We start from the raw sequence: 21,193 nt of genomic DNA on the forward strand, positions 1-21,193 counted from the left end.
CGGTGCGGCCGAAGTCGATCACGCCGCCACCGCTCGGGGTGAAGTCGGCGTCCGACCCGTTCACATCCGGGGCATCTTGATGCCCATCCGGCGGCACCAGTTGAGATGGCTGAGCAGCGCATACGCGTGGGGGCGCCCGGTGGCGGCGGTGGGCCGACAGCATCTCGTGTTGTTATCCGACCTTTAGGTCACACATACAGGTCCGCGTGGCACACTCTGTGCCCATGGAGACCATGGGCGAGATACGTCCGCGGCTGAGGGCGGCGCGCGCCGCCCTGTTCGCCGCGCTCTGCGTCACGCTCTCCTCCACCTCGCACGTCCTGATGGCCCGCACCCCGCTGCCGCTGCCCGTCGTCCTGTGCGCCTTCGTGGCCGTCTTCGCGCTGGCCTACGCGCTCGGCGGCCGCGAGCGCGGTTTCTGGGCGATCAGCGGGATGATGGTGCCGCTGGAACTGGCCGTGGACACCGCCTTCACCTCCGGCCAGAAGTCCTGCTACGGGCCCGACGGCGGCCCTGTCACCGGTTCGTGGCGGTCGCTGCACGAGGCGGTCGTCTGCCACGGCGGCCAGGTCGGCTCGCAGCTTCCCACCGTCTCGCCCGCGCAGGCCGCCACCGCCCACGCCAGCACCTCGGCGCTGCCGTGGCTGCTGCTGGCCGTCCACGTCGCGGTCGGCCTGCTCGCGTCCTGGTGGCTGCGGCGCGGTGAGACCGCGGTGCACCGCCTGCTACGGGCGGTGGCCGTCGCCGCGTTCCGCCCGCTGCTGTTCGCGGTCGCCGCCGCCGGCGCCATGGCGGGCACCACTCCCGGCCGGGTCCGCCCCGCCGCCCGGGCCGCCGGCCATCTCGCCGCCCGGCCGCTGCTGCACTCCGTCGTACGCCGAGGACCGCCGCTCGCGCTCGCTGCCTGACCCGGCAGCCGGCCCGACCCGCACGTCCTCTCCCACATTCACGCGTACTTCACTCGGAGACATCCAGCCATGAGCACCAGGAACAGCAAGCAGAACAAGGCGGCCGCCCGCGAGCGGCTGCGCCTCGAGCGCGAGAAGGAAGCCAAGCGCGCGAAGATCCGCCGCCAACTCCTCGTCGGTGTCGGCGTCGTGGTGGTGCTGGCGGCCGCGGGCGGCATAGCCGTGGCGGTCAACAACGCCAACAAGCCCAGCACGCCGAGCAAGTGGAAGGCGGCCGCGAAGAAGCCGCTGGTCAAGCCGGCCAACACCTCGGGCACCAACGGCACCGTCATCACCATCGGCGACCCGAACAACAAGAACACCGTCGAAGAGTGGGAGGACATGCGCTGCCCCTACTGCGCCTCCTACGAGCAGGAGTCCGGCGCGGCGGTGCTCCAAGGCGCGAAGGACGGCAAGTACAAGATCGTGCTGCACATCGGCACCTTCCTCGACCGGAACGGCGGCGTCGGTTCCAAGCAGGCACTCAGCGCGCTGGGCGCCGCACTGAACGTGTCGCCGGACGCGTTCGAGCAGTTCCGCTCCCTGCTGTACTCCAAGGCGGTCCACCCCGACGAGACGGTCGACACCTTCGGCAAGCCCGCCAAGCTGGTCTCCATCGCGCAGAAGATCCCGGCGCTCAAGGGCAACACGAAGTTCTCGGACGCGGTGACGAACGGCACCTACGACAAGTGGGCGCTGGACACCAGCGACGTGTTCGAGAAGTACCTGGACGACAACAGCATCAGCGGCACCCCGACGGTGCACGTGAACGGCAAGAACGTGAGCGTCAACGGCGTGCCGGTCGCGACCGTGACGGCCGGAATCCAGGCCGACCTCAAGTAGCCGCCGGGACGCGGCCGGCCGCACTCCGGCCGGCCGCGTGCCCCGCGGGTCCCCCCGCGTTCGGGGGGCCGGGCCTCCTGCTGCCGCGGGAAGCCCTACAGGTCCGCCAGGAAGTCCAGCGCGATCGACCAGGTGCGCTCGGCGGCCTCCTCGTCGTAGTCGGGGAGGTCGGGGTCGGTGTAGAGGTGGCCGGCGCCGCGGTAGCGGAAGACCTCCACGTCGGCGCCGGCCCGCCGCATCCGCAGGTACCACGCGTTCAGCCAGTCGTCCGGCTCGAAGGGGTCCGGGTCGGCGACGTGGAGTTGCACCGGGATGTCGGTGGCCGCGTCGTCGGCGATGTCCGAGGTGCCGTGCAGGAGCAGCAGCCCGCGGGCCTTCTCGTCGCCGAGCGCGAGGTTCTGCGCGAGCGCGGCGCCCATCGAGAAGCCCGCGTAGACCAGGCCCTGTTCGGAGTGCGGGGCGGCGGCGACGATCGCCCGGCGCAGCAACTCCTCGTTGCCGATCTCGTCGCGGATCTTCCGGCCGTCCTCGACGCTGTCCGCCACCCGCCCGTCGAACAGGTCCGGCACGTACACCTCGTGGCCGGCGGCGCGCAGCCGCTCGGCCGCGGAGTGCACGGCGGGCCGCGGCCCGTAGGTCGAGTGCAGCAGCACGATCGTCGCAGATGTCACAAGGGGCCTTCATTCACAGTCCGTCGGGTACGGGTCCCATGGTGCCAGTTGCCAGCGGCGGGCCGGACACCGTACACAGGTGCCCTACGGGGCTGCCGACGGACAGGAAGAAGAGCAGGTGGTAGGCATGGAGAGCACGCTGCGGCCGGTCGTGGTGGTCGGCGCGGCGGTCGTGCTGACGCTGCTGGTCGGCTGGATAGGCGACCGGGCGCTGCGCTCGGCCGACGCCCGGCACCCGGAGACCCCGCTGTGGGACCTGCTGCGCCGCTGCCGGCTGCCGACGCAGGTGGTGCTCTGCACGGCGCTGCTGCGTGGCGCGTACCACGCCGCGCACTTCGAGGACGAGCACGCGACGGCGATCGGCCAAGCGCTCACCCTGGTGCTGATCGCCGCGTCGGCCTGGTTGGTGGTCCGGGTCGCGGCCGCCGTCATCGACTCCTCCTACGCCCGCTACGCCGCGACCGCGCACAGCGTGCCGAAGATCCGCCGACTGCGCACCCAACTCACCCTCATCCAGCGGGTGCTGACCGCGATCGTCGGGGTGATCGCGGTCGCCTCGATGCTCTTCACGTTCCCGGAGATGCGGGCCGTCGGCGCGTCCGTCCTGGCCTCGGCCGGCATCATCGGCATCGTCGCCGGTGTGGCCGCGCAGTCCACCCTCAGCAACCTCTTCGCCGGGCTCCAGATCGCCTTCGGGGACATGGTGCGGATCGGCGACACCGTGGTCGTCGACGGCGAGTGGGGCGAGGTCGAGGAGATCACGCTCACCTTCCTGAGCGTACGCACCTGGGACGAGCGGCGGATCACCATGCCCGTCTCCTACTTCACCAGCAAGCCGTTCGAGAACTGGTCGCGCGGCGACCCCCGGATGACCGGCGCGGTCCTCCTCCACCTCGACCACACCGCGCCCATCGACCTCATGCGCAAGCGCCTGCTGGAGATACTCGAGCAGGCCACCGAGTGGGACCACCGCGCCTGGAGCCTGGTCGTCTACGACACCACCCCCACCACCGTCCAGGTCCGCGCCGTCGCCACCGCCAAGGACGCCGGCGACATCTTCGCGCTCCGCTGCCTCGTCCGCGAACAACTCATCGACTGGCTCCGCACCGAACACCCCTACGCCCTCCCCCGCGTCAGCATTCGCGTGCAGGACCCTCCGCCCAACCCCGCCACGTAGCGCCGCCGGAGTTTGTGACCCTCTTTTCGCGGAAGAGCCGCACAAAATCAGGGGCGCGTGGGGGTACCACCCAGGCGAAGCTCTGGGGGAGAACTGCGCGCGCAACCACCCACCGGCAGGTGGTCCCTCAACCAACAGCAACCAGGCACCCCCGGAGGGTCCCGTCAAACCCCCCGCATGGAACGCAGATCGAGATGCCTCAGCACCCGGTCCACGATCTCCGGGTCCGACCCCGACTCGCTGCGCGCGGCGAGCACTTCGTGCCGGGCCGCGGAGAGCATGTCGTCCTGGATACGGCGCAGCGCCTTGATCCGCTTGGCGCGCCCCGCATGGCTCTCGCGCCGCTCGTCGTCGATGACGTCGGGCGAGATGCGGGCGCCGAGGTCGATCGCCCGGTAGTAGAGCATCTCCGCGAGTTCCTCGTCGAGGTCCTCCGCCGTCTCGATCTCCTTGAGCCGCTTCCTGGCCGCCTTCATCGCGCGCAGCGCGAGCGCGCGTTCCTGGTCGTGCTCGACCTCGATGTCCCCGGTCACCCCGAGCGTGCGGACCAGCCAGGGCAGCGTGAGCCCTTGGATCACAAGGGTGACCAGGACCACGCAGAAGGCGATGAAGAGCAGTTGGGCGCGGGCGGGGAAGGGGTCGCCGTGGTCCGTGGTGAGCGGGATCGCCAGCGCGAGGGCGACCGAGGCCACCCCGCGCATCCCGGCCCACCACATGGTGACGGTCTCGCGCCAGGTCAGGGGGATGTCCTCGTCCATGTCCCGCAGCTTGTGCAGCCGTTTGGCGATGGCCGCGGCGGGCAGCAGGTAGATCAGCCGGATGCCGACCACAACGGCGACGACCAGCCCGGCGTCGCGGAGCAGCGGCCCCCAGTTGCCGGCCCCGACGCTGAAGACGTGGTGCATCTCCAGGCCGATCAACCCGAACGCGACCCCGGTCACGAGGGTGTCGACGATCTCCCAGAAGGTGTTGCCGGCCAGTCGCGCGGTCACGTCGTCGGCCTCGAAGGCGTACTCGGCGAGGAACAGCGCCGCGGTGAGCACGGCGAGCACCCCGGAGCCGTGCAGCCCCTCGGCGATCGTGTACGACGCGAACGGCACCAGCAGCGACAGGCCGATCTGCAAGGTGGCGTCGCCGACCACGCCCATCAGCTTGTTGGCGCCCCAGCCGAGCGCCAGCCCGACCGCGACCGCGACCACCGCCGACAGGACGAACTCAAGGATGGCGTGCGGCAGCGAGAAGTGGCCGGAGAGGACCGCCGCGACCGCCACATGGTAGAGCACGATCGCGGTGACGTCGTTGAACAGCCCCTCGCCTTCCAGGATGGAGATCATCCGGCGGGGCAGGCCGAGGCTGCCGGCCACCGCGGTCGCCGCGACCGGGTCCGGCGGCGCCACCAGGGAGCCCAGGGTGACGGCGGCGGCCAGCGTGATCCCGGGCACCACCGCGTTGGCGACGGCCGCGACCGCGGCGGTGGTGAAGAACACCAGCGCGACCGCCAGCAGGAAGATCGCCCGCCGGTTCGCCGCGAACTGCCGCCATGACGTGCGCTGCACGGAGGCGTACAGCAGTGGCGGCAGCACCAGCGGCAGGATCAGCTCGGGGTTGATCTCGATGTTCGGTACCTGCGGGATCAACGCAAGGACGCCGCCCACCAAGGTCATCAGCACCGGCGAGGGCAGCCCGATCCGCTCCGCCACCGGCACCATGACGATCGCGGCCAGCGTGACCGCGAAGAAGAGCGCGAGTTGATCCACTCCGCTAGGTTGCCACGCGGTTACTGGCTGTCGGCCCTCACCACGTCCAGCGCAGCCTGGAGGTCTTCGGGATACGTACTTTCGAATTCGACCCACTCGCCGTCGGCGGGGTGCTCGAAGCCCAGTCGCACCGCGTGCAGCCACTGCCGGGTCAGCCCGAGCCGCTTGGCCAGCGTCGGGTCGGCCCCGTAGGTGAGGTCGCCGACGCACGGGTGGCGGTGCGCGGACATGTGCACCCGGATCTGGTGGGTGCGGCCGGTCTCCAGCTTGATGTCGAGCAGGCTCGCCGAGCGGAACGCCTCGATCAGGTCGTAATGCGTCACGGACGGCTTGCCCTCGGCGGTCACCGCCCACTTGTAGTCGTGGGTGGGGTGCCGGCCGATCGGCGCGTCGATGGTGCCGCTCATCGGGTCGGGGTGGCCCTGCACCAGGGCGTGGTAGCGCTTGTCGACCACGCGGTCGCGGAACTGCTGCTTGAGCCGGGTGTACGCCCGCTCGGACTTGGCCACGGCCATCAGCCCGGAGGTGCCCACGTCCAGCCGGTGCACGATGCCCTGCCGCTCGGCGGCACCCGAGGTCGAGATGCGGTACCCGGCGGCGGCCAGCCCACCGATCACGGTGGTCCCGGTCCACCCGGGGCTGGGGTGCGCGGCGACCCCGACCGGCTTGGCGACGACCACCACGTCCTCGTCGTCGTACACGATCTCCATGCCCTCGACGGGCTCGGCGACGATCTGTACGGGGGCGGCCGGCGCCGGCATCTCCACTTCGAGCCACGCCCCGCCGTGCACCCGCTCGGACTTGCCCGCCGCTGCCCCGTCGATCGACACCTTCCCGGCCGCGGCCAACTCGGCGGCCTTCGTCCTGGAAAAGCCGAACATACGGGCGATGGCGGCGTCGACGCGCTCGCCCTCCAGGCCGTCGGGCACGGGAAGGGAGCGGACCTCGGGAAGCGTACTCACCCGGTCGAGTATGCCGGACGCGGCGCGGCCTGGACGCCGGGCGGTCTCCGGGCGGCCGGCGAACGGTCCCCGGGCAGGGGTACGGGCGGGACGTACGGGCGCGGGGCCCGGAGCCCTGAGTCAGTCCTCGCGCTGCTGGCGCTTGCCGTCCGGCTCGATGCCGAGGAAGGAGAGCAGCACGATCAGGACGCCGCCGCAGGTGATCGCGGAGTCGGCGAGGTTGAAGATCGCGAAGTGCTCGGGCTCGATGAAGTCGACCACCCGCCCCTGGAAGCCGCCGGGGGTGCGGAAGACGCGGTCGGTCAGGTTGCCGAAGGCTCCGCCGAGCAGCAGGCCGAGCGCGATCGCCCACGGGACGCTGTAAAGGCGACGGGAGAGACGGACGATCACCACGATGACGCCGGTGGCGATCACCGTGAACACGATGGTCATGCCCTGGCCGATGCTGAAGGCCGCGCCGCCGTTCCTGATCGCGTCCAGCCGCAGGTAGTGGCCGAAGATGTTGATCGGATCGTGGTTCTCAAGGCTGTGCACCACCCACAGCTTCGAGAGCAGGTCCAGCAGGTACGCCAGTGCCGCCACGCCTATCAGCACCGCGACCCGGCGCCTGCCGCGCGGCGCCGGCGCGGCCTCGGTGGCCCCGTCCGCGCCCGCCTCCGCGTCCGGCGTCTCCGGTGTGGTGATGGTGCGCTCCGCTTCCGTCACGTCAGTCCCTAGCCTTGTGTGCCCGACCCTCTGTGCGAGGGTACCAAGGGCCCCCGACCCCCCGGGCTGCCCCGTTCTGTCGGTTCAGGGACCACCTGTGAGTGGTGGACTGGCCGCGCCGTTCCGCGCGCCCCTTCAGGGCCGGTCTTCTTTCGCGGAAGAGCCGCACAAACTAAGGGGCGCGTGGGGCTACCACCCAGGCGAAGCCCTGGGGGAGAACGGCGCGACCAGCCACCCACCGGCAGGTATTCCCTCAACCGACAGAACGCACCACCCCGGGGGGTCAGGGGCGCCGCCGCCCGCAGGGCTCAGCGGCGCTCTTGGCGCTGCTTGTCGTCGAGGCACAGGGTCGCCCGGGGGAACGCCTGCATTCGGGCCTTCCCGATGGGCTTGCCGCACACCTCGCAGAGCCCGTACGTACCCTCGTCGAGCCGGCGCAGCGCATGATCCGCCTGGGTGAGCATCTCCCGGGTGTTCGCGGCGAGCGCCAACTCCGACTCGCGGGTGATGTTCTTGGACCCGGTGTCGGCCTCGTCCCCCGCGCTGTCCCCGGAGTCGCGCAGCAGGCCGGCGACGGCGGCCTCGGAGGAGACGATCTCCGCCTTGAGCCGCTTCACCTCCGCGAGCAGTTCCGACCTCGCCTCCTCGACCTCCTCGGGGGTCCAGGGGTCCTCCCCCGGCAGCACCGCGAGGCCGCCGGGCTCCGCCGCGTTCCGCGCCGCGGGCACCGCGGAGTCGGCCGTCCCGGCCACGGTCTTCTTAGCTCCCACGTTGCGGGCTCCTGTCTTCCTCGTCCCAGCCTCGCCGGCAGACGCCGTTTCGGCTTTCGGCCGCTGAGCTGCCGAAGTCTTCTTCGCGGCGGCCTTCTTGCCGACCGCCTTCGTGGCCGCCGCCTTCTTGGCCGTGGTCTTCTTGGCGGGCGCCTTCTTGGTGGCGGGCTTCTTCTCGACCATGGCCGCGACCCCTTCACGTCAGTGATCTTGTGCGCGAATCGTGCCGGAAACGGTAAATCGGTCATCGATCCGCGGCAACGGGCGCGCTGCCGGGCCGACCGCCACCCCTCGGCGGGGAACCGGTCTGCATCCGTTGTGCCCAGCCCACCGTCAGGTATTCCGCCGCAAGCCGCGAACCATGCCGCATTTCGTAACAAAGACGGCCATTAGGGTCAGTCGGTATCCGGCGCGGGCGGGCCTGCCGGCGGGCGTGGCAGCCGGGGAAAACCGTGCGCGGGCGCGGCACCCGGCCCCGTACACTGGGCGCAGCGAAAGGCGTGGATGGGACGAGTAGCGCCGCACGCAGCCATGAGCGACCCGGGGACGGTGGAAGCCCGGGGGTGTGCGCGGTGCGAAGATCACCCCGGAGCCGCCGGAAGAAGGCCCACGGGCGCGCAGCGATTGCGGCGCCCGTCCGCTGGTAGAACCGGCCTCGCGACCCCAATGAGGGGGCGGTGGGTCCCGTACGGGCCCGGCACACCGCCAAGGAGGGTGGTACCGCGGGAGCGCCGGCACAGGCTCTCGTCCCTCCGACGGAAGAACGCGACAAGCGACAAGCGTCCGCCGGAGGAAGAACCCCTGATGAGCCAGCCGCGCCAACCGCAGTACCGCCAGGTGCCCGCCCAGGTCGACCTGCCCGCCCTCGAACACGAGGTGCTGGAGCTGTGGAGCGAGCGGAAGACCTTCGCCCGCTCGGTCCAGCAGTCCGAGGGCCGCCCGGACTGGGTCTTCTACGAGGGCCCGCCGACCGCCAACGGCATGCCCGGCGCCCACCACATCGAGGCCCGGGTCTTCAAGGACGTCTTCCCGCGCTTCAAGACCATGCAGGGCCACCATGTGACCCGCAAGGCCGGCTGGGACTGCCACGGCCTGCCGGTCGAGCTGGCGGTGGAGAAGGAGTTGGGCTTCACCGGCAAGCAGGACATCGAGGCGTACGGCATCGCGGAGTTCAACGCGAAGTGCCGCGCGTCGGTGACCCGGCACACCGACGCCTTCACCGAGCTGACCACGCGCATGGGTTACTGGGTGGACCTCGACGACGCGTACCGCACGATGGACCCGCAGTACATCGAGTCGGTGTGGTGGTCGCTCAAGCAGATCTTCGACAAGGGCCTGCTGGTGCAGGACTACCGGGTCGCCCCCTGGTGCCCGCGCGACCAGACCGGGCTGTCCGACCACGAACTCGCGCAGGGCTACGAGACGGTCGTCGACCCCTCGGTCTACGTGCGCTTCCCGCTCACCTCCGGCCCGCTGGCCGGCGAGGCCGCGCTGCTGGTGTGGACCACCACCCCCTGGACGCTGGTCTCCAACACGGCGGTCGCCGCGCACCCCGACGTGACGTACGTGGTGGCCACCGACGGGACCGAGCAACTGGTCGTCGCCGAGCCGCTGCTCGGCAAGGCGCTCGGCGAAGGCTGGACCGCGACCGGGCAGAGCTTCACCGGGCGGGAAATGGAACGCTGGACGTACCAGCGCCCGTTCGGCTACGTGGACATCCCTGACGCGCACTACATCGTCAATGCCGAATACGTCACCACCGAGGACGGCACCGGACTGGTGCACCAGTCCCCCGCGTTCGGCGAGGACGACCTCAAGATCTGCCGGGCGTACGGCCTGCCGGTGGTCAACCCGGTCCGCCCGGACGGCACCTTCGAGCCGGACGTGCCGCTGGTCGGCGGGGTCTTCTTCAAGAAGGCCGACGAGACGCTGGTCGCCGAACTCGACGCGGCCGGCCGGCTCTTCCGGCACCTGCCGTACGAGCACAGCTACCCGCACTGCTGGCGCTGCCACACCGCGCTGCTCTACTACGCCCAGCCGTCGTGGTACATCCGCACCACCGCGGTCAAGGACGCGCTGCTGCGGGAGAACGAGCGCACCAACTGGTACCCGGAGACCGTCAAGCACGGCCGCTACGGCGACTGGCTGGACAACAACGTGGACTGGGCGCTGTCCCGCAACCGCTATTGGGGCACCCCGCTGCCCATCTGGCGCTGTGCCGACGGCCACCTCACCTGCGCCGGCTCGCGCGCCGACCTCACCGAGCTGACCGGCACCGACCAGTCCGGCCTCGACCCGCACCGCCCGTACATCGACGCGGTCACCTTCCCCTGCCCGGACTGCGGGCAGACCGCGACCCGGGTGCCCGAGGTGATCGACGCCTGGTACGACTCGGGGTCGATGCCGTTCGCGCAGTGGGGCTACCCGTACCGCAACAAGGAGATCTTCGAGCGGACCTACCCCGCGCAGTTCATCTCCGAGGCGATCGACCAGACCCGCGGCTGGTTCTACACCTTGATGGCCATCGGCACCCTGGTCTTCGACCGGTCCTCGTACGAGAACGTGGTCTGCCTGGGCCACATCCTCGCCGAGGACGGCCGCAAGATGTCCAAGCACCTCGGCAACACCCTCGAACCGATCCCGCTGATGGACCAGCACGGCGCCGACGCGGTGCGCTGGTTCATGGCGGCGGGCGGCTCGCCGTGGGCGGCCCGCCGGGTCGGGCACGGCACCATCCAGGAGGTGGTCCGCAAGACGCTGCTCACCTACTGGAACACCGTCGCCTTCCAGGCGCTGTACGCCCGCACTTCCGGCTGGGCGCCGTCCGCGGCCGACCCGGCGGTGGCGGACCGGCCGCTGCTGGACCGCTGGCTGGTCGGCGAGCTCAACGCGCTCGTCCGCGACACCACCGCCGCGCTGGAGGACTTCGACACCCAGCGGGCCGGCAAGCTGCTCTCCGCCTTCGTCGACGACCTGTCCAACTGGTATGTACGGCGCTCCCGGCGGCGGTTCTGGCAGGGCGACGCGGCGGCGCTGCGCACCCTGCACGACGTGCTGGAGACGTTCACCCGGTTGATGGCGCCGCTGGTGCCGTTCATCACCGAGCGGGTCTGGCAGGACCTGGTGGTCCCGGTCGTACCCGATGCCCCCGACTCGGTCCACCTCGCCGAGTGGCCGGTGGCCGACGCCGCGCGGATCGACCCGGCGCTCTCCGCGCAGGTACGGCTGGTCCGCCGGCTGGTCGAACTCGGCCGCGCCACCCGCGCGGAGTCCGGGGTCAAGACCCGGCAGCCGCTGTCCCGTGCGCTGGTCGCGGCGAGCGGTTTCGGCACGCTGCCGTCCGAACTGCGCGACCAGATCGCGGAGGAGCTGAACGTCTCCTCGCTCGCCTCCCTCTCCGAGGTCGGCGGATCCCTGGTCGACACCACCGCCAAGGCCAACTTCCGTGCGCTGGGCAAGCGGTTCGGCAAGGGCGTCCAAGCGGTCGCGGCCGCTGTCGCCGCCGCAGACGCGAGTGCCCTGTCGGCGGATCTGCGCGAGCGCGGCACCACGAGTGTCGAGGTCGACGGTGAGACGGTCACGCTCGCCCCCGAGGAGGTCATCGTCACGGAGACCCCCCGGGAGGGCTGGTCCGTCGCCTCCGACTCCGGTGCGACCGTGGCGCTCGACCTCACGATCACACCCGAGTTGCGGCTCGCCGGGCTCGCCCGCGATGCGATCCGGCTCGTCCAGGAAGCGCGCAAGCAGTCGGGATTCGACGTGGCCGATCGGATCGAGATCCGCTGGACCTCGACCGACCCCGAGGTCACGGGCGCCCTCGACGCCCACGGCTCCCTGATCTCCGAGGAGGTCCTGGCCACCGACTTCTCCCAGGGCGCCCCCGACCCCGAGTTCGGCCCCGCCTTCACGGACGAGGGTCTGTCCCTGACGTTCTCCTTGCGGAGGGCCTAGTCAAGTTCGGCGGAGGGCCTAGTTAAGTTCAGGGGCGCTGGGAGTACTCCCAGCGCCCCTGGTTGGTGGACGTCCTCCCGCAAGTGCACCGCTGTCCCGTGAACGGGGCGGCGCCGCCCGCAGGGTGAGGGAGCACCAAAGGTCCGGGCCCCGCTGGGGAAGTGTTTCCCCCGGGGGCCCGGACCTTTGTCGTGCCAGGTGGAAGACGTCCTAGTTGTCGTCCTCGTCGATCAGGAACCCTCGCATCGGCGTCGGCGCCTGCTGCAACGGCTGCGGCCCCTGCGGCCGTACCGGAGCCATCGGCTGCGTCATCGCGGGAGACATCTGCTGCTGGCCACCGTACGTCGGCCCGGGCGTGTGCCCGCCGCCCATGGAGCCGTTCTGCCCGGCGCCGGCGCCGTAGGAAGGCGCACCGGAACCGCCGTGCCCCATCGCTCCGGCACCCGCGGGCGCCATCCCGCCCATCGAGTTGCTGCCGCCCATCGAGCTGCTGCCACTCATCGAGTTACTGCCACTCATCGTCCCGCCGCCCATGGAGGGCGCGGAGGGCAACGACGGTGCCGGCGGAGAGGTCCGCGGCGGGGCGAGCGAGTCGTCCGCCTGGTTCTCCAACTGGCGCAGCTGCGACTCCAGGTAGGACTTCAGCCGGGTGCGGTACTCCCGCTCGAACCCGCGCAGGTCCTCGACCTTGCGCTCGAGCGTCGCACGCGCGGACTCCAGGGAGCCCATCGCCACGCGGTGCTTCTCCTGGGCGTCCCGCTCCAGCGCGTCGGCCTTGGCGCGGGCGTCCCGCTCCAAGCCCTCGGCGCGGCTGCGCGCTTCGCCGACGATCTTGTTGGCCTCGGACCGCGCCTCGGCGATCGCCTGGTCGGCGGTCTGTTGGGCGAGCGAGAGGACGCGGGCGGCGCTGTCGCCACCGGGGCCCTGCTGCTGCATCGGGTGCTGGCCCATCGGGCCGGGACCACCGGGACCACCGGGACCCTGCATGCCCGGACCACCGGGACCACCGGGACCCTGCATGCCCGGACCACCCGGACCACCGGGACCCTGCATACCGCCGGGGCCCTGCTGCTGCTGCATGGGGTGGCCCTGCTGCTGCATCGGGTGCTGGCCCATCTGGCCCATCGGGCCGGGGCCTTGCTGCTGCATGGGGTGCTGACCCATCTGCCCCATCTGGCCCGGGCCGGGGCCGTGCTGCTGCTGCCCACTCGGTCCAGCCGGCAGCTGCGGTGCGCCGCCCGGCAGTTGGGGCGGGCCCATCTGCTGCTGCGGCATCTGCTGCTGCACCGGCTGCGGTCCGGATATGGCGGCGGGGACCGGACGATCCTGCTGCTCCGGCTTGCGCATGTTCTGCTGAGACTGCTGCTGGTTCGCAGCGGCGGCCCGAGTCGCGGCGGCCAACTTGGCCCGCAGGTCCTCGTTCTCGCGGAGCAGTCGGGTCAGTTCCGACTCCACCTCGTCGAGGAAGGCGTCGACCTCATCCTCGTCATAGCCCTCTCGGAGGCGGACGGTCGTGAACTGCTTGTTCCGAACGTCCTCGGGGGTCAGCGGCATCTCTTCACCTCAACGTGATCGTCGACATATCGGGAGCCCGCACCGTTCACATCAAACTCCCTACGACGGAGATCAGGATGTACACGATGATCATCAATACGAAGAAGGACAGGTCGAGCGCCACGCCCCCGAGACGTAGCGGCGGGATGAAACGCCGCAGAAGCTTAAGTGGCGGATCGGTGACAGTGTAGGTGCCCTCCAGGAGGACCACCATCACCTTCCCAGGGTGCCACGAACGTGCGAACTGGAAGACGTAATCCATCACCAATCGGAAGATGAGCACGAACAGGAAGCAGTACAGCGCGATGTACAGCACCTGGAGTGCGACACTCATCGCGCTTCCCTCTCCCCTGCTCATCCATCGGCCTGCCGGCCGGGTCCTACATGTCGTGCGGTTGCGTTCTTCCTGGTCAGACCAGGTTCAGGCTAGCTCTGGTTGAAGAACCCACCCTCGGCGATGCGAGCCTTGTCCTCCGCCGTGACGTCGACGTTAGCAGGCGAGAGCAGAAAGACCTTCTGCGTCACCCGCTCGATGCTCCCGTGCAGGCCGAAGACGAGACCGGCGGCAAAGTCGACAAGTCGCTTCGCGTCCGTGTCGTCCATCTCGGTCAAGTTCATGATCACCGGGGTGCCTTCGCGGAAGTGTTCCCCGATGGTACGGGCTTCGTTGTAGGTCCGAGGATGCAGCGTGGTGATCCGGTACGGCTCCCGCTCTGACACGACCTTGGGCATGATCACCGGTGCGTTCTTCTCCAGGTTCTGACGTTCGGGTGTGATGGATGCCACTGGGGCGATCCGCGGTTCGCGCGGCGCCGGGGCATGTACCAGCCGCGGGGGGTCGTCCTGCGGCTGCGCGCTCGGCGGCACGTGCTGGCTGTGCGGCCTACGAGGGGCGGCGCGTTCGGGCTCCGGGTCGACCCGGCCGCTGGGCGGCGTGGCCATCTCGGGCTCGAACTCGTCGTCGGGGTCGAATCCCGGTCCGTCGTATCCGTCGTCCTCCACGAGGCCGAGGTAGACCGCCATCTTGCGCATCGCGCCGGCCATGCTCTGCGTCCTCTCAGCGGGGTTCGGTCCGCGGCCGCCGCTCGGGGCGGCCGCCACACCATATTTATGCTGTGGTCCGACTTGTTTGGTGACGTTACCGGAGCCCGGGACGGACTCCGAGTACCGCCGTACCGACGCGTACATGTGTCGCTCCGGCGGCCACCGCTTCGTCCAGATCCTGACTCATCCCTGCCGAGACCATGTTCGCAGCCGGATGCGCCTCGCGCAGGCGGGATGAGATTTCCGCCAACCGATCGAAGGCCGCGCGGGGTTGACCCGCGTATGCCCCCGCCAGTGGTGCGACCGTCATCACGCCGTCGAGCCGTAGCCCGTCGGCACCGGCGATCGCGTCCGCGAGCGGGCCCACCACGTCGGGTGCGACCCCGCCGCGTACGCCCCGGTCGCCGGACTCGGCGTCGAGGGCGACCTGTACCAGGCAGCCGAGCTGCTTGCCCGCGGCGGTGGCCGCGGTGGACAGCGCGGCGACCAGGCGAAGGCGGTCGACCGAGTGCACATGGTCAGCGTAACGGACCACGGAGCGCGCCTTGTTGGTCTGCAACTGGCCGACGAAGTGCCAGGTCAGCGGAAGGTCGGCGCAGGCGGCCGCCTTGGGCCCGGCGTCCTGGTCGCGGTTCTCCGCCACCTGCCGCACGCCGAGCCCGGACAGCACGCGCACGTCCTCGGCCGGGTAGGTCTTCGTCACCACGATCAAGGTGACCTCGTCGCGGTCCCGGCCGGCCGCCTCGCAGGCGCGCGCGATCCGTTCGTGTACCACCGCAAGGTTCGCGGCGATGTGTTCGGCTCTGCTCGACACGCCGTCACCCGACCCGTTCCGGCGCCGTGGCGGCCGTGCCGTCCGGCCCGCCGTCGAGCCAGACGTAGCCCGCCAGCCGGCCGGTGGTGCGGTCGCGGCGGTACGAGAAGTGGTCGGCGGACTCCAGCGTGCACACCGCCGGACCGTCCATCACTCGTACGCCGCAGCGCGCGAGTTGGGCGATCACGCCGGCGCTCACATCGAGCGCCGGCGTACCCCAGCTCGTCTCGGCGTACGACTCGGGTACGGCGGCTGCGACTTCACTCCGGAGCGCGGCGGGCACTTCATAGCACTTACCGCACACGGAGGGGCCGAGCAGCGCGCTGATCCGCTCCGGCCGTGCGCCGTTCGCCACCATCGCGCCGACCGCGGCCGGCACCACGCCGGCCACCAGTCCGGGCCGTCCGGCGTGCGCGACTGCGACCACGCCGGCGGCGGGGTCGGCGAGCAACACCGGTACGCAGTCGGCGGTGAGCACCGCGAGGGTGAGGTCCGCGCGGGTGGTGACGACCGCGTCGGCGGCCGGGACCGGCTGCTCGCCCCAGGGCCGGTCGACGACCGCCACCTCGCGGCCGTGCACCTGGTGCATCCACACCACCCGGTCCGCGTCACGGCCGAGCGCCTGCGCGGCGCGCTCGCGGTTGGCCCGGACCGCGGCCGGGTCGTCGCCCACCGCGCCACCGAGGTTGAGGCTGTCATACGGAACGGCGCTCGCTCCGCCCCACCTGTCGGTGAAGGCGAAGCGCGCGCCGTCCACTGCCGTGCTGTGTCCTATCACTGCCCGGCGGTCACTTCAGGAAGTCGGGAACGTCGAGTTCCTCGACGGCCGGGTCCTGGTACGGCCGGGCCGGCGGAACCAGCGGGCCGGACGGGATGCCGTGGTTCTCGGCGACCGGCTCACCGGCGGGCTCGGGGTCGCGCTCGACCGGTGCGGTCGGCACACTGCCGATGCCCGTGAACGACGGGGTCAGCCGGCCGGCGTCGGAGCCGCCGCCCCGGGTGGCGCCGGCACCGGACGAACCGGTCGTGCCGCCGGACGTCGAGCCGGAGTCGTCGCGCGAGGTGTAGCTGCCGCCGACCAGCTTGTCCCGGCTGCCCTTGGTCGGCGGCTGGCCGCCGTCGAAGCCGGCCGCGATGACGGTCACCCGCACCTCGTCGCCGAGCGCGTCGTCGATGACCGCGCCGAAGATGATGTTCGCCTCGGGGTGGGCTGCCTCGCTGACCAGTTGGGCCGCCTCGTTGATCTCGAACAGGCCGAGGTCGGAGCCGCCGGAGATGGAGAGCAGCACCCCGCGGGCGCCGTCGATGGACGCTTCCAGCAGCGGCGAGGAGATCGCCATCTCCGCGGCCGCCACCGCGCGGTCGTCGCCGCGGGCGGAGCCGATGCCCATCAGCGCGGAACCCGCCTCGGACATCACCGACTTGACGTCGGCGAAGTCGAGGTTGATCAGGCCGGGGGTGGTGATCAGGTCGGTGATGCCCTGCACGCCGGAGAGCAGTACCTGGTCCGCGGACCGGAAGGCGTCGAGGACGCTCACCTGGCGGTCGGAGATCGACAGCAGCCGGTCGTTGGGGATCACGATCAGGGTGTCGACGTTCTCCCGCAGGCCGGCGATGCCGTCCTCGGCCTGGTTGGCGCGGCGCCGGCCCTCGAAGGTGAAGGGGCGGGTCACCACGCCGATGGTGAGCGCGCCCAACGAGCGGGCGATGTTGGCCACGACGGGGGCGCCGCCGGTGCCGGTGCCACCGCCTTCGCCCGCGGTGACGAAGACCATGTCGGCGCCCTTGAGCACCTCTTCGATCTCCTCGCGATGGTCCTCCGCGGCCTTGCGGCCGACGTCGGGGTTGGCGCCGGCGCCGAGGCCCCGGGTCAGTTCGCGGCCGACATCGAGCTTGACGTCGGCGTCGCTCATGAGCAGGGCCTGCGCATCGGTGTTGATCGCGATGAACTCGACGCCCTTGAGACCGACCTCGATCATCCGGTTGATGGCGTTGACGCCACCGCCGCCGATACCGACGACCTTGATGACTGCGAGGTAGTTCTGCGGTGCTGCCACGTCGAAGGCCTCTCGCCTCGAGTTACGAATCGTGTGGGACGGTCGGTACGCTCGCCGGTGCCGTTCCGAACCCTAACCCTGAAGTTTAGGGTTACCAGTACGCCAGTCCCATGTGTTTCCTTGGGACGAGACACTAAGTCGACAAGCGGTGGCGGTTCAACGAACACGCCGAACCTCCCGTTTTTCTTTTCACCCTATGTGATCACGCCGTCCTTCGCGCAGCCGGGTGCGAACGCCTTGTCGCGCCTGGCCTCGCGGGCGTCAACTCCCGGAAGCAGCAGGGGCGGTGGGCGCACTGACGTCGTAGTGCGTCGCGTCCGGCTGCGCCTTCATCAGCGCCGTGAGCGCCCGCGCCTTGCGTACGCCGTTCGCCGAACTCCCCCACACCACCTCGCGCCCGCCGGTGAGTTCGACGGTGATGCCGTCGTAGGAACGCACCCGGATCGCGGTGGCGTGACCGCTGAGGGATTGCGGCAGCCCGGCCGAGACGACAATGGCGGCGCGCAGCAGTCCCTTTGTGCCGAATTGACGAACGCTCGCGGCCCGCGGGTCGGTCAATTGCACCAACGGTACGCCGCGCGGGGCCCGGTCGACGGTGGCGAATCGCACGCCGCCGCGGTCGACTTCGGTGAAGCGGGTGCCGTTCTTGAGCACGGCCGACGGGGTCCGTTCGGTGATCCGCAGCTGCACGGTGTGCGGCCAGGAGCGGTCCACGTCCACATGGTCGATCCTCGGCAGTGCGGCGGTGAGCCGGTTGCGGACGGCGCCGGTGTCCACGGAGAACAGGGCGCCGCCGAGGGGGACTTTCGCCGCGCTGACGATCTGATCATCGGTCAATACGGAGTTTCCGCTGACCTTGACGTCTTCGGCCCGCAGCAGCGGAGACCCGTACACGAGGTAGCCGCCACCCCCGCCCACCACGGTCAACGCGACCAGCGCGAGCAGCAGTACGTTCCGCCTGCGGCGCACCACACCACGGGGTGGCTGAGCTGACGGTTGGTGCGGGCCGCCCCGTACGCGGCTCGCGCCGGGCGATGCCAGTCGGGTCATCTCGGCCTCCGGGGTGAGCGATGGTGCTCCTATCCTGCAACGGGTTCGTCCGCGGTCACGGCAACCCGCCGCAAGGGTTCCGCGGTTCCCCGCGCTCCTCGGTGGTGGGCGTCCTTCCGCGGAAGGAGGCGCACACACCCGGGGGCGCGGGGAACCACGCGACCGGCAGGCCACCGGCAGGCAGGTCCCTCGACCGGCAGAACGGGGCAGCCGGGTGGTCCCGTTACCGTCGGGCGGCAATCGCGTCGTAGACCATCCGCATCAGCAGGTCGTCCGCGTCACGGCGGCCGAACTCCGCGGCGGCGCGCGACATGTCGTACAGCCGGTGCGGATCGGTGAGCACCGGCAGGACGTTGCCCAGCACCCAGTCGGGGGTCAGCTCCGCGTCGTCGACGAGCAGGCCGCCGCCGGCCTTGACCACCGGCTGCGCGTTGAGCCGCTGCTCGCCGTTGCCGATCGGCAGCGGCACGTACGCCGCCGGCAGCCCCACCGCGGAGAGTTCGGCGACGGTCATCGCGCCGGCCCGACACAGCATCATGTCGGCGGCGGCGTAGGCGAGATCCATCCGGTCGAGGTAGGGCACCGGACGGTACGGCGGCATGCCGGGCATGTTGTCGGACCGCGGCAGTTCGTTCTTCGGGCCGACCGCGTGCAGGATCTGCACCCCGGACTGCTGGAGCCGCGGGGCGACCGTGCTCACCACCTCGTTGAGCCGCCGGGCGCCTTGGGAGCCGCCGGAGACCAGCAGGGTCGGCAGGTTCTGGTCGAGGCCGAACGAGTGCCGAGCCTCGGGGCGGACGGCGGCCCGGTCCAGGGTGGCGATGGTGCGGCGCAGCGGGATGCCGATGTAGTGCGAGTCGCGCAGCTTGCTGTCAGGGGTGGAGACGGCCACGCTGTGCGCGTAGCGGGAGCCGATCTTGTTGGCCAGGCCCGGCCGGGCGTTCGCCTCGTGGACGACGATCGGCACCCCGAGGCGCTTGGCGGCGAGGTAGCCGGGCAGCGCGACGTACCCGCCGAAGCCGACCAGGCAGTCGGCCTTGGTGCGTTCCAGGACCTGCTCGGCGGCCTTGATGGTGCCGCGCAGCCGCCCGGGGACGGTGATCAGTTCGGGGGTGGGCCGGCGCGGCAACGGGACCGCGGGGATGAGGGCGAGTTCGTAGCCCCGCTCGGGCACGAGCCTGGTCTCCAGGCCGCGCTCGGTGCCGAGTGCGGTGATTCCCACGGTCGGGTCCTGCCTGCGCAGGGCATCGGCGAGCGCGAGCGCCGGCTCGATGTGGCCGGCGGTCCCCCCACCGGCGAGTACGACATGCACCGAAATTCACCGCTCTCCCGACGGCCGCCTTCCGGCACGCCGTCGCATCGTCCGTTTCATCACCCCGGTCAGGGAGTTGCGCTCCCGCATGGCCAGGGCCGCCCGCGCCGCCGGCTCGCTTCTGGCGAAGGAGATCAGCAGCCCTACCGCGTACATGGTCGGCAGGAGAGCCGAGCCTCCGTAGGAGAACAGCGGGAGCGGGACACCGGCGATCGGCAGCAGGCCGAGCACCGCACCGACATTGATCACGGATTGGACCGTGATCCAGGTGGTCACGCCACCCGCTGCGAACCTGACGAAGGGGTCCTCCGTGCGACCGGCCACGCGGATACCCGCGTAGCCTAGTGCCGCGAAGAGGGCGAGTACGGACAGCGTCCCCGCCAGGCCCAGTTCCTCCCCGGTCACGGCGAAGATGAAGTCGGTGTGCGGCTCGGGCAGTTCACCCCATTTTTCCACACTCGCCCCCAGGCCGGTGCCGAACCAGCCGCCGGACGCGAGGGCGTAGATGCCGTGCACGGCCTGCCAGCACTGGTCGTTGGCGCCGGGCGAGGTCGCGGCGATGCAGTGCAGTCGGCCCATCCGGTTGGGGCTGGTCAGCACGAAGAGCGCGGCCAGCACGCCGGCCGCGGCGAGCACGCCGGTGAACAGCCGGGTGGGGGCGCCGGCCAGCCACAGCAGGCCGAACAGGACGGCGGTGAGCACCATGGTGGTGCCCATGTCGCCGCCGAGCATGATCAGGCCGAGCACCAGGACGGCGACCGGCACCAGCGGGACCAGCAGGTGCTTCCACTGGGTGAGCAGCTTCTTCTCGTTCTTGCGGGCGAGCAGGTCGGCGCCCCACATCACCAGCGCGAGCTTGCCGAACTCGCTGGGCTGGAGCTGGAACGGGCCGCCGATCGAGAGCCAGTTGGTGTTGCCGTTGACCGTCTGCCCTATCCCCGGCACCTGGACCAGGCACATCAGGAACACCGCGCCGAGCAGCAGCGGGTAGGCCAGCGCCCGGTGCAGCCGGATCGGCATCCGCGCCGCCGCGTACAGCAGCACCGAGCCGATCGCCACGGCCATCAACTGCTTGCGGAAGTAGTACGTCGACGGCAGGCCGTAGCGCAGCGCCTGGATCATCGACGCGGAGTAGACCATCACCAGGCCGAGCACGGTGATCAGCAGCCCGGCGCCGAGGATCACGTAGTACGCGGTGAGCGGGCGGTCCCACGCGTCGCGCACCTGCTTCGGCAGCCGTGCCGCGCCGCGCCGTGCGCTGCCGCGCGGCCGGTTGCCGCCGGTCCCGAAGCGGGGCGGCCGGGCGGCCGGTACGTAGCTGCGGCGCGGGCGGCCCGACGAGGGTGCGGCCGCGCGGCGGACGGCGGCGCGCGGCGCTGCCGCGGCCCGGGAGCCGCCGCCGTCCTTGGTGGAAGCGCTGCCGCGCGGGGCAGCCGAGCGGGCGGCCGGGCCGTCGCCTGCGGCGGCCCGGCCGCCGCGCTCCGCGGTGGACGGCGACCGCCGTCCGGAGCCCGCACGCGCGCCTTCGGCGCCCTGGCCGGCGCGTTGTGCGTCCGGCGCCGCCCGCCCGGCACTGCCC

General features: G+C 71.0%; 18 protein-coding genes. 4 read left to right on the plus strand and 14 right to left on the minus strand.

The window, feature by feature from the left end:
* Positions 1-233: 233 nt before the first annotated feature.
* The gene (locus tag AC13HU_RS02290; protein WP_483040015.1) at positions 234-908 is read left to right on the plus strand and encodes a hypothetical protein; all 675 of its coding nucleotides are present in this window, start codon (positions 234-236) and stop codon (positions 906-908) included.
* Positions 909-977: 69 nt separating this feature from the next.
* The gene (locus tag AC13HU_RS02295) at positions 978-1,790 is read left to right on the plus strand and encodes a thioredoxin domain-containing protein (RefSeq protein ID WP_483039998.1); all 813 of its coding nucleotides are present in this window, start codon (positions 978-980) and stop codon (positions 1,788-1,790) included.
* 95 nt (positions 1,791-1,885) lie between these two features.
* Here AC13HU_RS02295 and AC13HU_RS02300 read toward each other — a convergent pair whose 3' ends face one another.
* Positions 1,886-2,461, minus strand: coding sequence for a dienelactone hydrolase family protein (locus AC13HU_RS02300; RefSeq protein ID WP_483039999.1), 576 nt, complete (start codon positions 2,459-2,461; stop codon positions 1,886-1,888).
* Between the two features lie 127 nt (positions 2,462-2,588).
* Between AC13HU_RS02300 and AC13HU_RS02305 the strand changes: the two genes are divergently transcribed.
* Positions 2,589-3,638 carry a mechanosensitive ion channel family protein gene (locus AC13HU_RS02305; protein WP_483040000.1) on the plus strand — a complete coding sequence of 350 codons (1,050 nt, stop codon included), beginning with the start codon at positions 2,589-2,591 and terminating at the stop codon, positions 3,636-3,638.
* A 164-nt stretch (positions 3,639-3,802) separates the two neighbouring features.
* On the opposite strand, the gene AC13HU_RS02310 is transcribed toward AC13HU_RS02305, so the two are convergent.
* From AC13HU_RS02310 to AC13HU_RS02325, 4 genes are all read right to left on the minus strand, one after another.
* Complete coding sequence (locus AC13HU_RS02310; RefSeq protein WP_483040001.1) at positions 3,803-5,395, minus strand: Na+/H+ antiporter; 1,593 nt, start codon at positions 5,393-5,395, stop codon at positions 3,803-3,805.
* A gap of 20 nt (positions 5,396-5,415) precedes the next feature.
* Positions 5,416-6,357 carry an RluA family pseudouridine synthase gene (locus AC13HU_RS02315; protein ID WP_483040002.1) on the minus strand — a complete coding sequence of 314 codons (942 nt, stop codon included), beginning with the start codon at positions 6,355-6,357 and terminating at the stop codon, positions 5,416-5,418.
* 120 nt (positions 6,358-6,477) lie between these two features.
* A complete protein-coding gene (lspA, locus tag AC13HU_RS02320; RefSeq protein ID WP_483040003.1) occupies positions 6,478-7,062 on the minus strand; it encodes a signal peptidase II in 585 nt (194 codons plus the stop codon).
* 308 nt (positions 7,063-7,370) lie between these two features.
* The gene (locus AC13HU_RS02325) at positions 7,371-8,015 is read right to left on the minus strand and encodes a TraR/DksA family transcriptional regulator (protein ID WP_483040004.1); all 645 of its coding nucleotides are present in this window, start codon (positions 8,013-8,015) and stop codon (positions 7,371-7,373) included.
* A gap of 621 nt (positions 8,016-8,636) precedes the next feature.
* Between AC13HU_RS02325 and ileS the strand changes: the two genes are divergently transcribed.
* Positions 8,637-11,783: an isoleucine--tRNA ligase gene (ileS, locus tag AC13HU_RS02330; RefSeq protein ID WP_483040005.1), complete on the plus strand. Its 3,147-nt coding sequence runs from the start codon at positions 8,637-8,639 to the stop codon at positions 11,781-11,783.
* A 210-nt stretch (positions 11,784-11,993) separates the two neighbouring features.
* Here the strand turns inward: ileS and AC13HU_RS02335 are convergent, their stop codons facing one another.
* The 9 genes from AC13HU_RS02335 to ftsW all read right to left on the minus strand — a co-directional run.
* Positions 11,994-13,337: a DivIVA domain-containing protein gene (locus tag AC13HU_RS02335; RefSeq protein WP_483040006.1), complete on the minus strand. Its 1,344-nt coding sequence runs from the start codon at positions 13,335-13,337 to the stop codon at positions 11,994-11,996.
* A gap of 46 nt (positions 13,338-13,383) precedes the next feature.
* A complete protein-coding gene (locus tag AC13HU_RS02340; RefSeq protein ID WP_483040007.1) occupies positions 13,384-13,671 on the minus strand; it encodes a YggT family protein in 288 nt (95 codons plus the stop codon).
* 92 nt (positions 13,672-13,763) lie between these two features.
* Complete coding sequence (locus tag AC13HU_RS02345; RefSeq protein ID WP_483040008.1) at positions 13,764-14,381, minus strand: cell division protein SepF; 618 nt, start codon at positions 14,379-14,381, stop codon at positions 13,764-13,766.
* 94 nt (positions 14,382-14,475) lie between these two features.
* The gene (locus tag AC13HU_RS02350; protein ID WP_483040009.1) at positions 14,476-15,195 is read right to left on the minus strand and encodes a YggS family pyridoxal phosphate-dependent enzyme; all 720 of its coding nucleotides are present in this window, start codon (positions 15,193-15,195) and stop codon (positions 14,476-14,478) included.
* Between the two features lie 4 nt (positions 15,196-15,199).
* A complete protein-coding gene (pgeF, locus tag AC13HU_RS02355) occupies positions 15,200-15,952 on the minus strand; it encodes a peptidoglycan editing factor PgeF (RefSeq protein WP_483040010.1) in 753 nt (250 codons plus the stop codon).
* Between the two features lie 31 nt (positions 15,953-15,983).
* Positions 15,984-17,252 (minus strand): cell division protein FtsZ, encoded by a 1,269-nt coding sequence (gene ftsZ, locus AC13HU_RS02360; protein ID WP_483040011.1) that lies wholly within the window; start codon positions 17,250-17,252, stop codon positions 15,984-15,986.
* A 261-nt stretch (positions 17,253-17,513) separates the two neighbouring features.
* Positions 17,514-18,293, minus strand: a complete 780-nt coding sequence (locus tag AC13HU_RS02365) for a cell division protein FtsQ/DivIB (protein WP_483040016.1) — start codon at positions 18,291-18,293, stop codon at positions 17,514-17,516.
* A 232-nt stretch (positions 18,294-18,525) separates the two neighbouring features.
* A complete protein-coding gene (murG, locus tag AC13HU_RS02370; RefSeq protein WP_483040012.1) occupies positions 18,526-19,614 on the minus strand; it encodes an undecaprenyldiphospho-muramoylpentapeptide beta-N-acetylglucosaminyltransferase in 1,089 nt (362 codons plus the stop codon).
* 6 nt (positions 19,615-19,620) lie between these two features.
* On the minus strand, positions 19,621-21,193 hold a 1,573-nt coding region (ftsW, locus tag AC13HU_RS02375; protein ID WP_483040013.1), incomplete at its 5' end, for a putative lipid II flippase FtsW.

It is taken from the genome of Streptomyces sp. NH27 (assembly GCF_056859195.1).

Coding starts and splice junctions, on each gene's coding strand:
- AC13HU_RS02290 (WP_483040015.1), top strand. CDS start 234: ATGGGCGAGATACGTCCGCGGCTGAGGGCGGCGCGCGCCGCCCTGTTC.
- AC13HU_RS02295 (WP_483039998.1), top strand. CDS start 978: ATGAGCACCAGGAACAGCAAGCAGAACAAGGCGGCCGCCCGCGAGCGG.
- AC13HU_RS02305 (WP_483040000.1), top strand. CDS start 2,589: ATGGAGAGCACGCTGCGGCCGGTCGTGGTGGTCGGCGCGGCGGTCGTG.
- AC13HU_RS02325 (WP_483040004.1), bottom strand. CDS start 8,015: ATGGTCGAGAAGAAGCCCGCCACCAAGAAGGCGCCCGCCAAGAAGACC.
- ileS (WP_483040005.1), top strand. CDS start 8,637: ATGAGCCAGCCGCGCCAACCGCAGTACCGCCAGGTGCCCGCCCAGGTC.
- AC13HU_RS02335 (WP_483040006.1), bottom strand. CDS start 13,337: ATGCCGCTGACCCCCGAGGACGTTCGGAACAAGCAGTTCACGACCGTC.
- AC13HU_RS02340 (WP_483040007.1), bottom strand. CDS start 13,671: ATGAGTGTCGCACTCCAGGTGCTGTACATCGCGCTGTACTGCTTCCTG.
- AC13HU_RS02345 (WP_483040008.1), bottom strand. CDS start 14,381: ATGGCCGGCGCGATGCGCAAGATGGCGGTCTACCTCGGCCTCGTGGAG.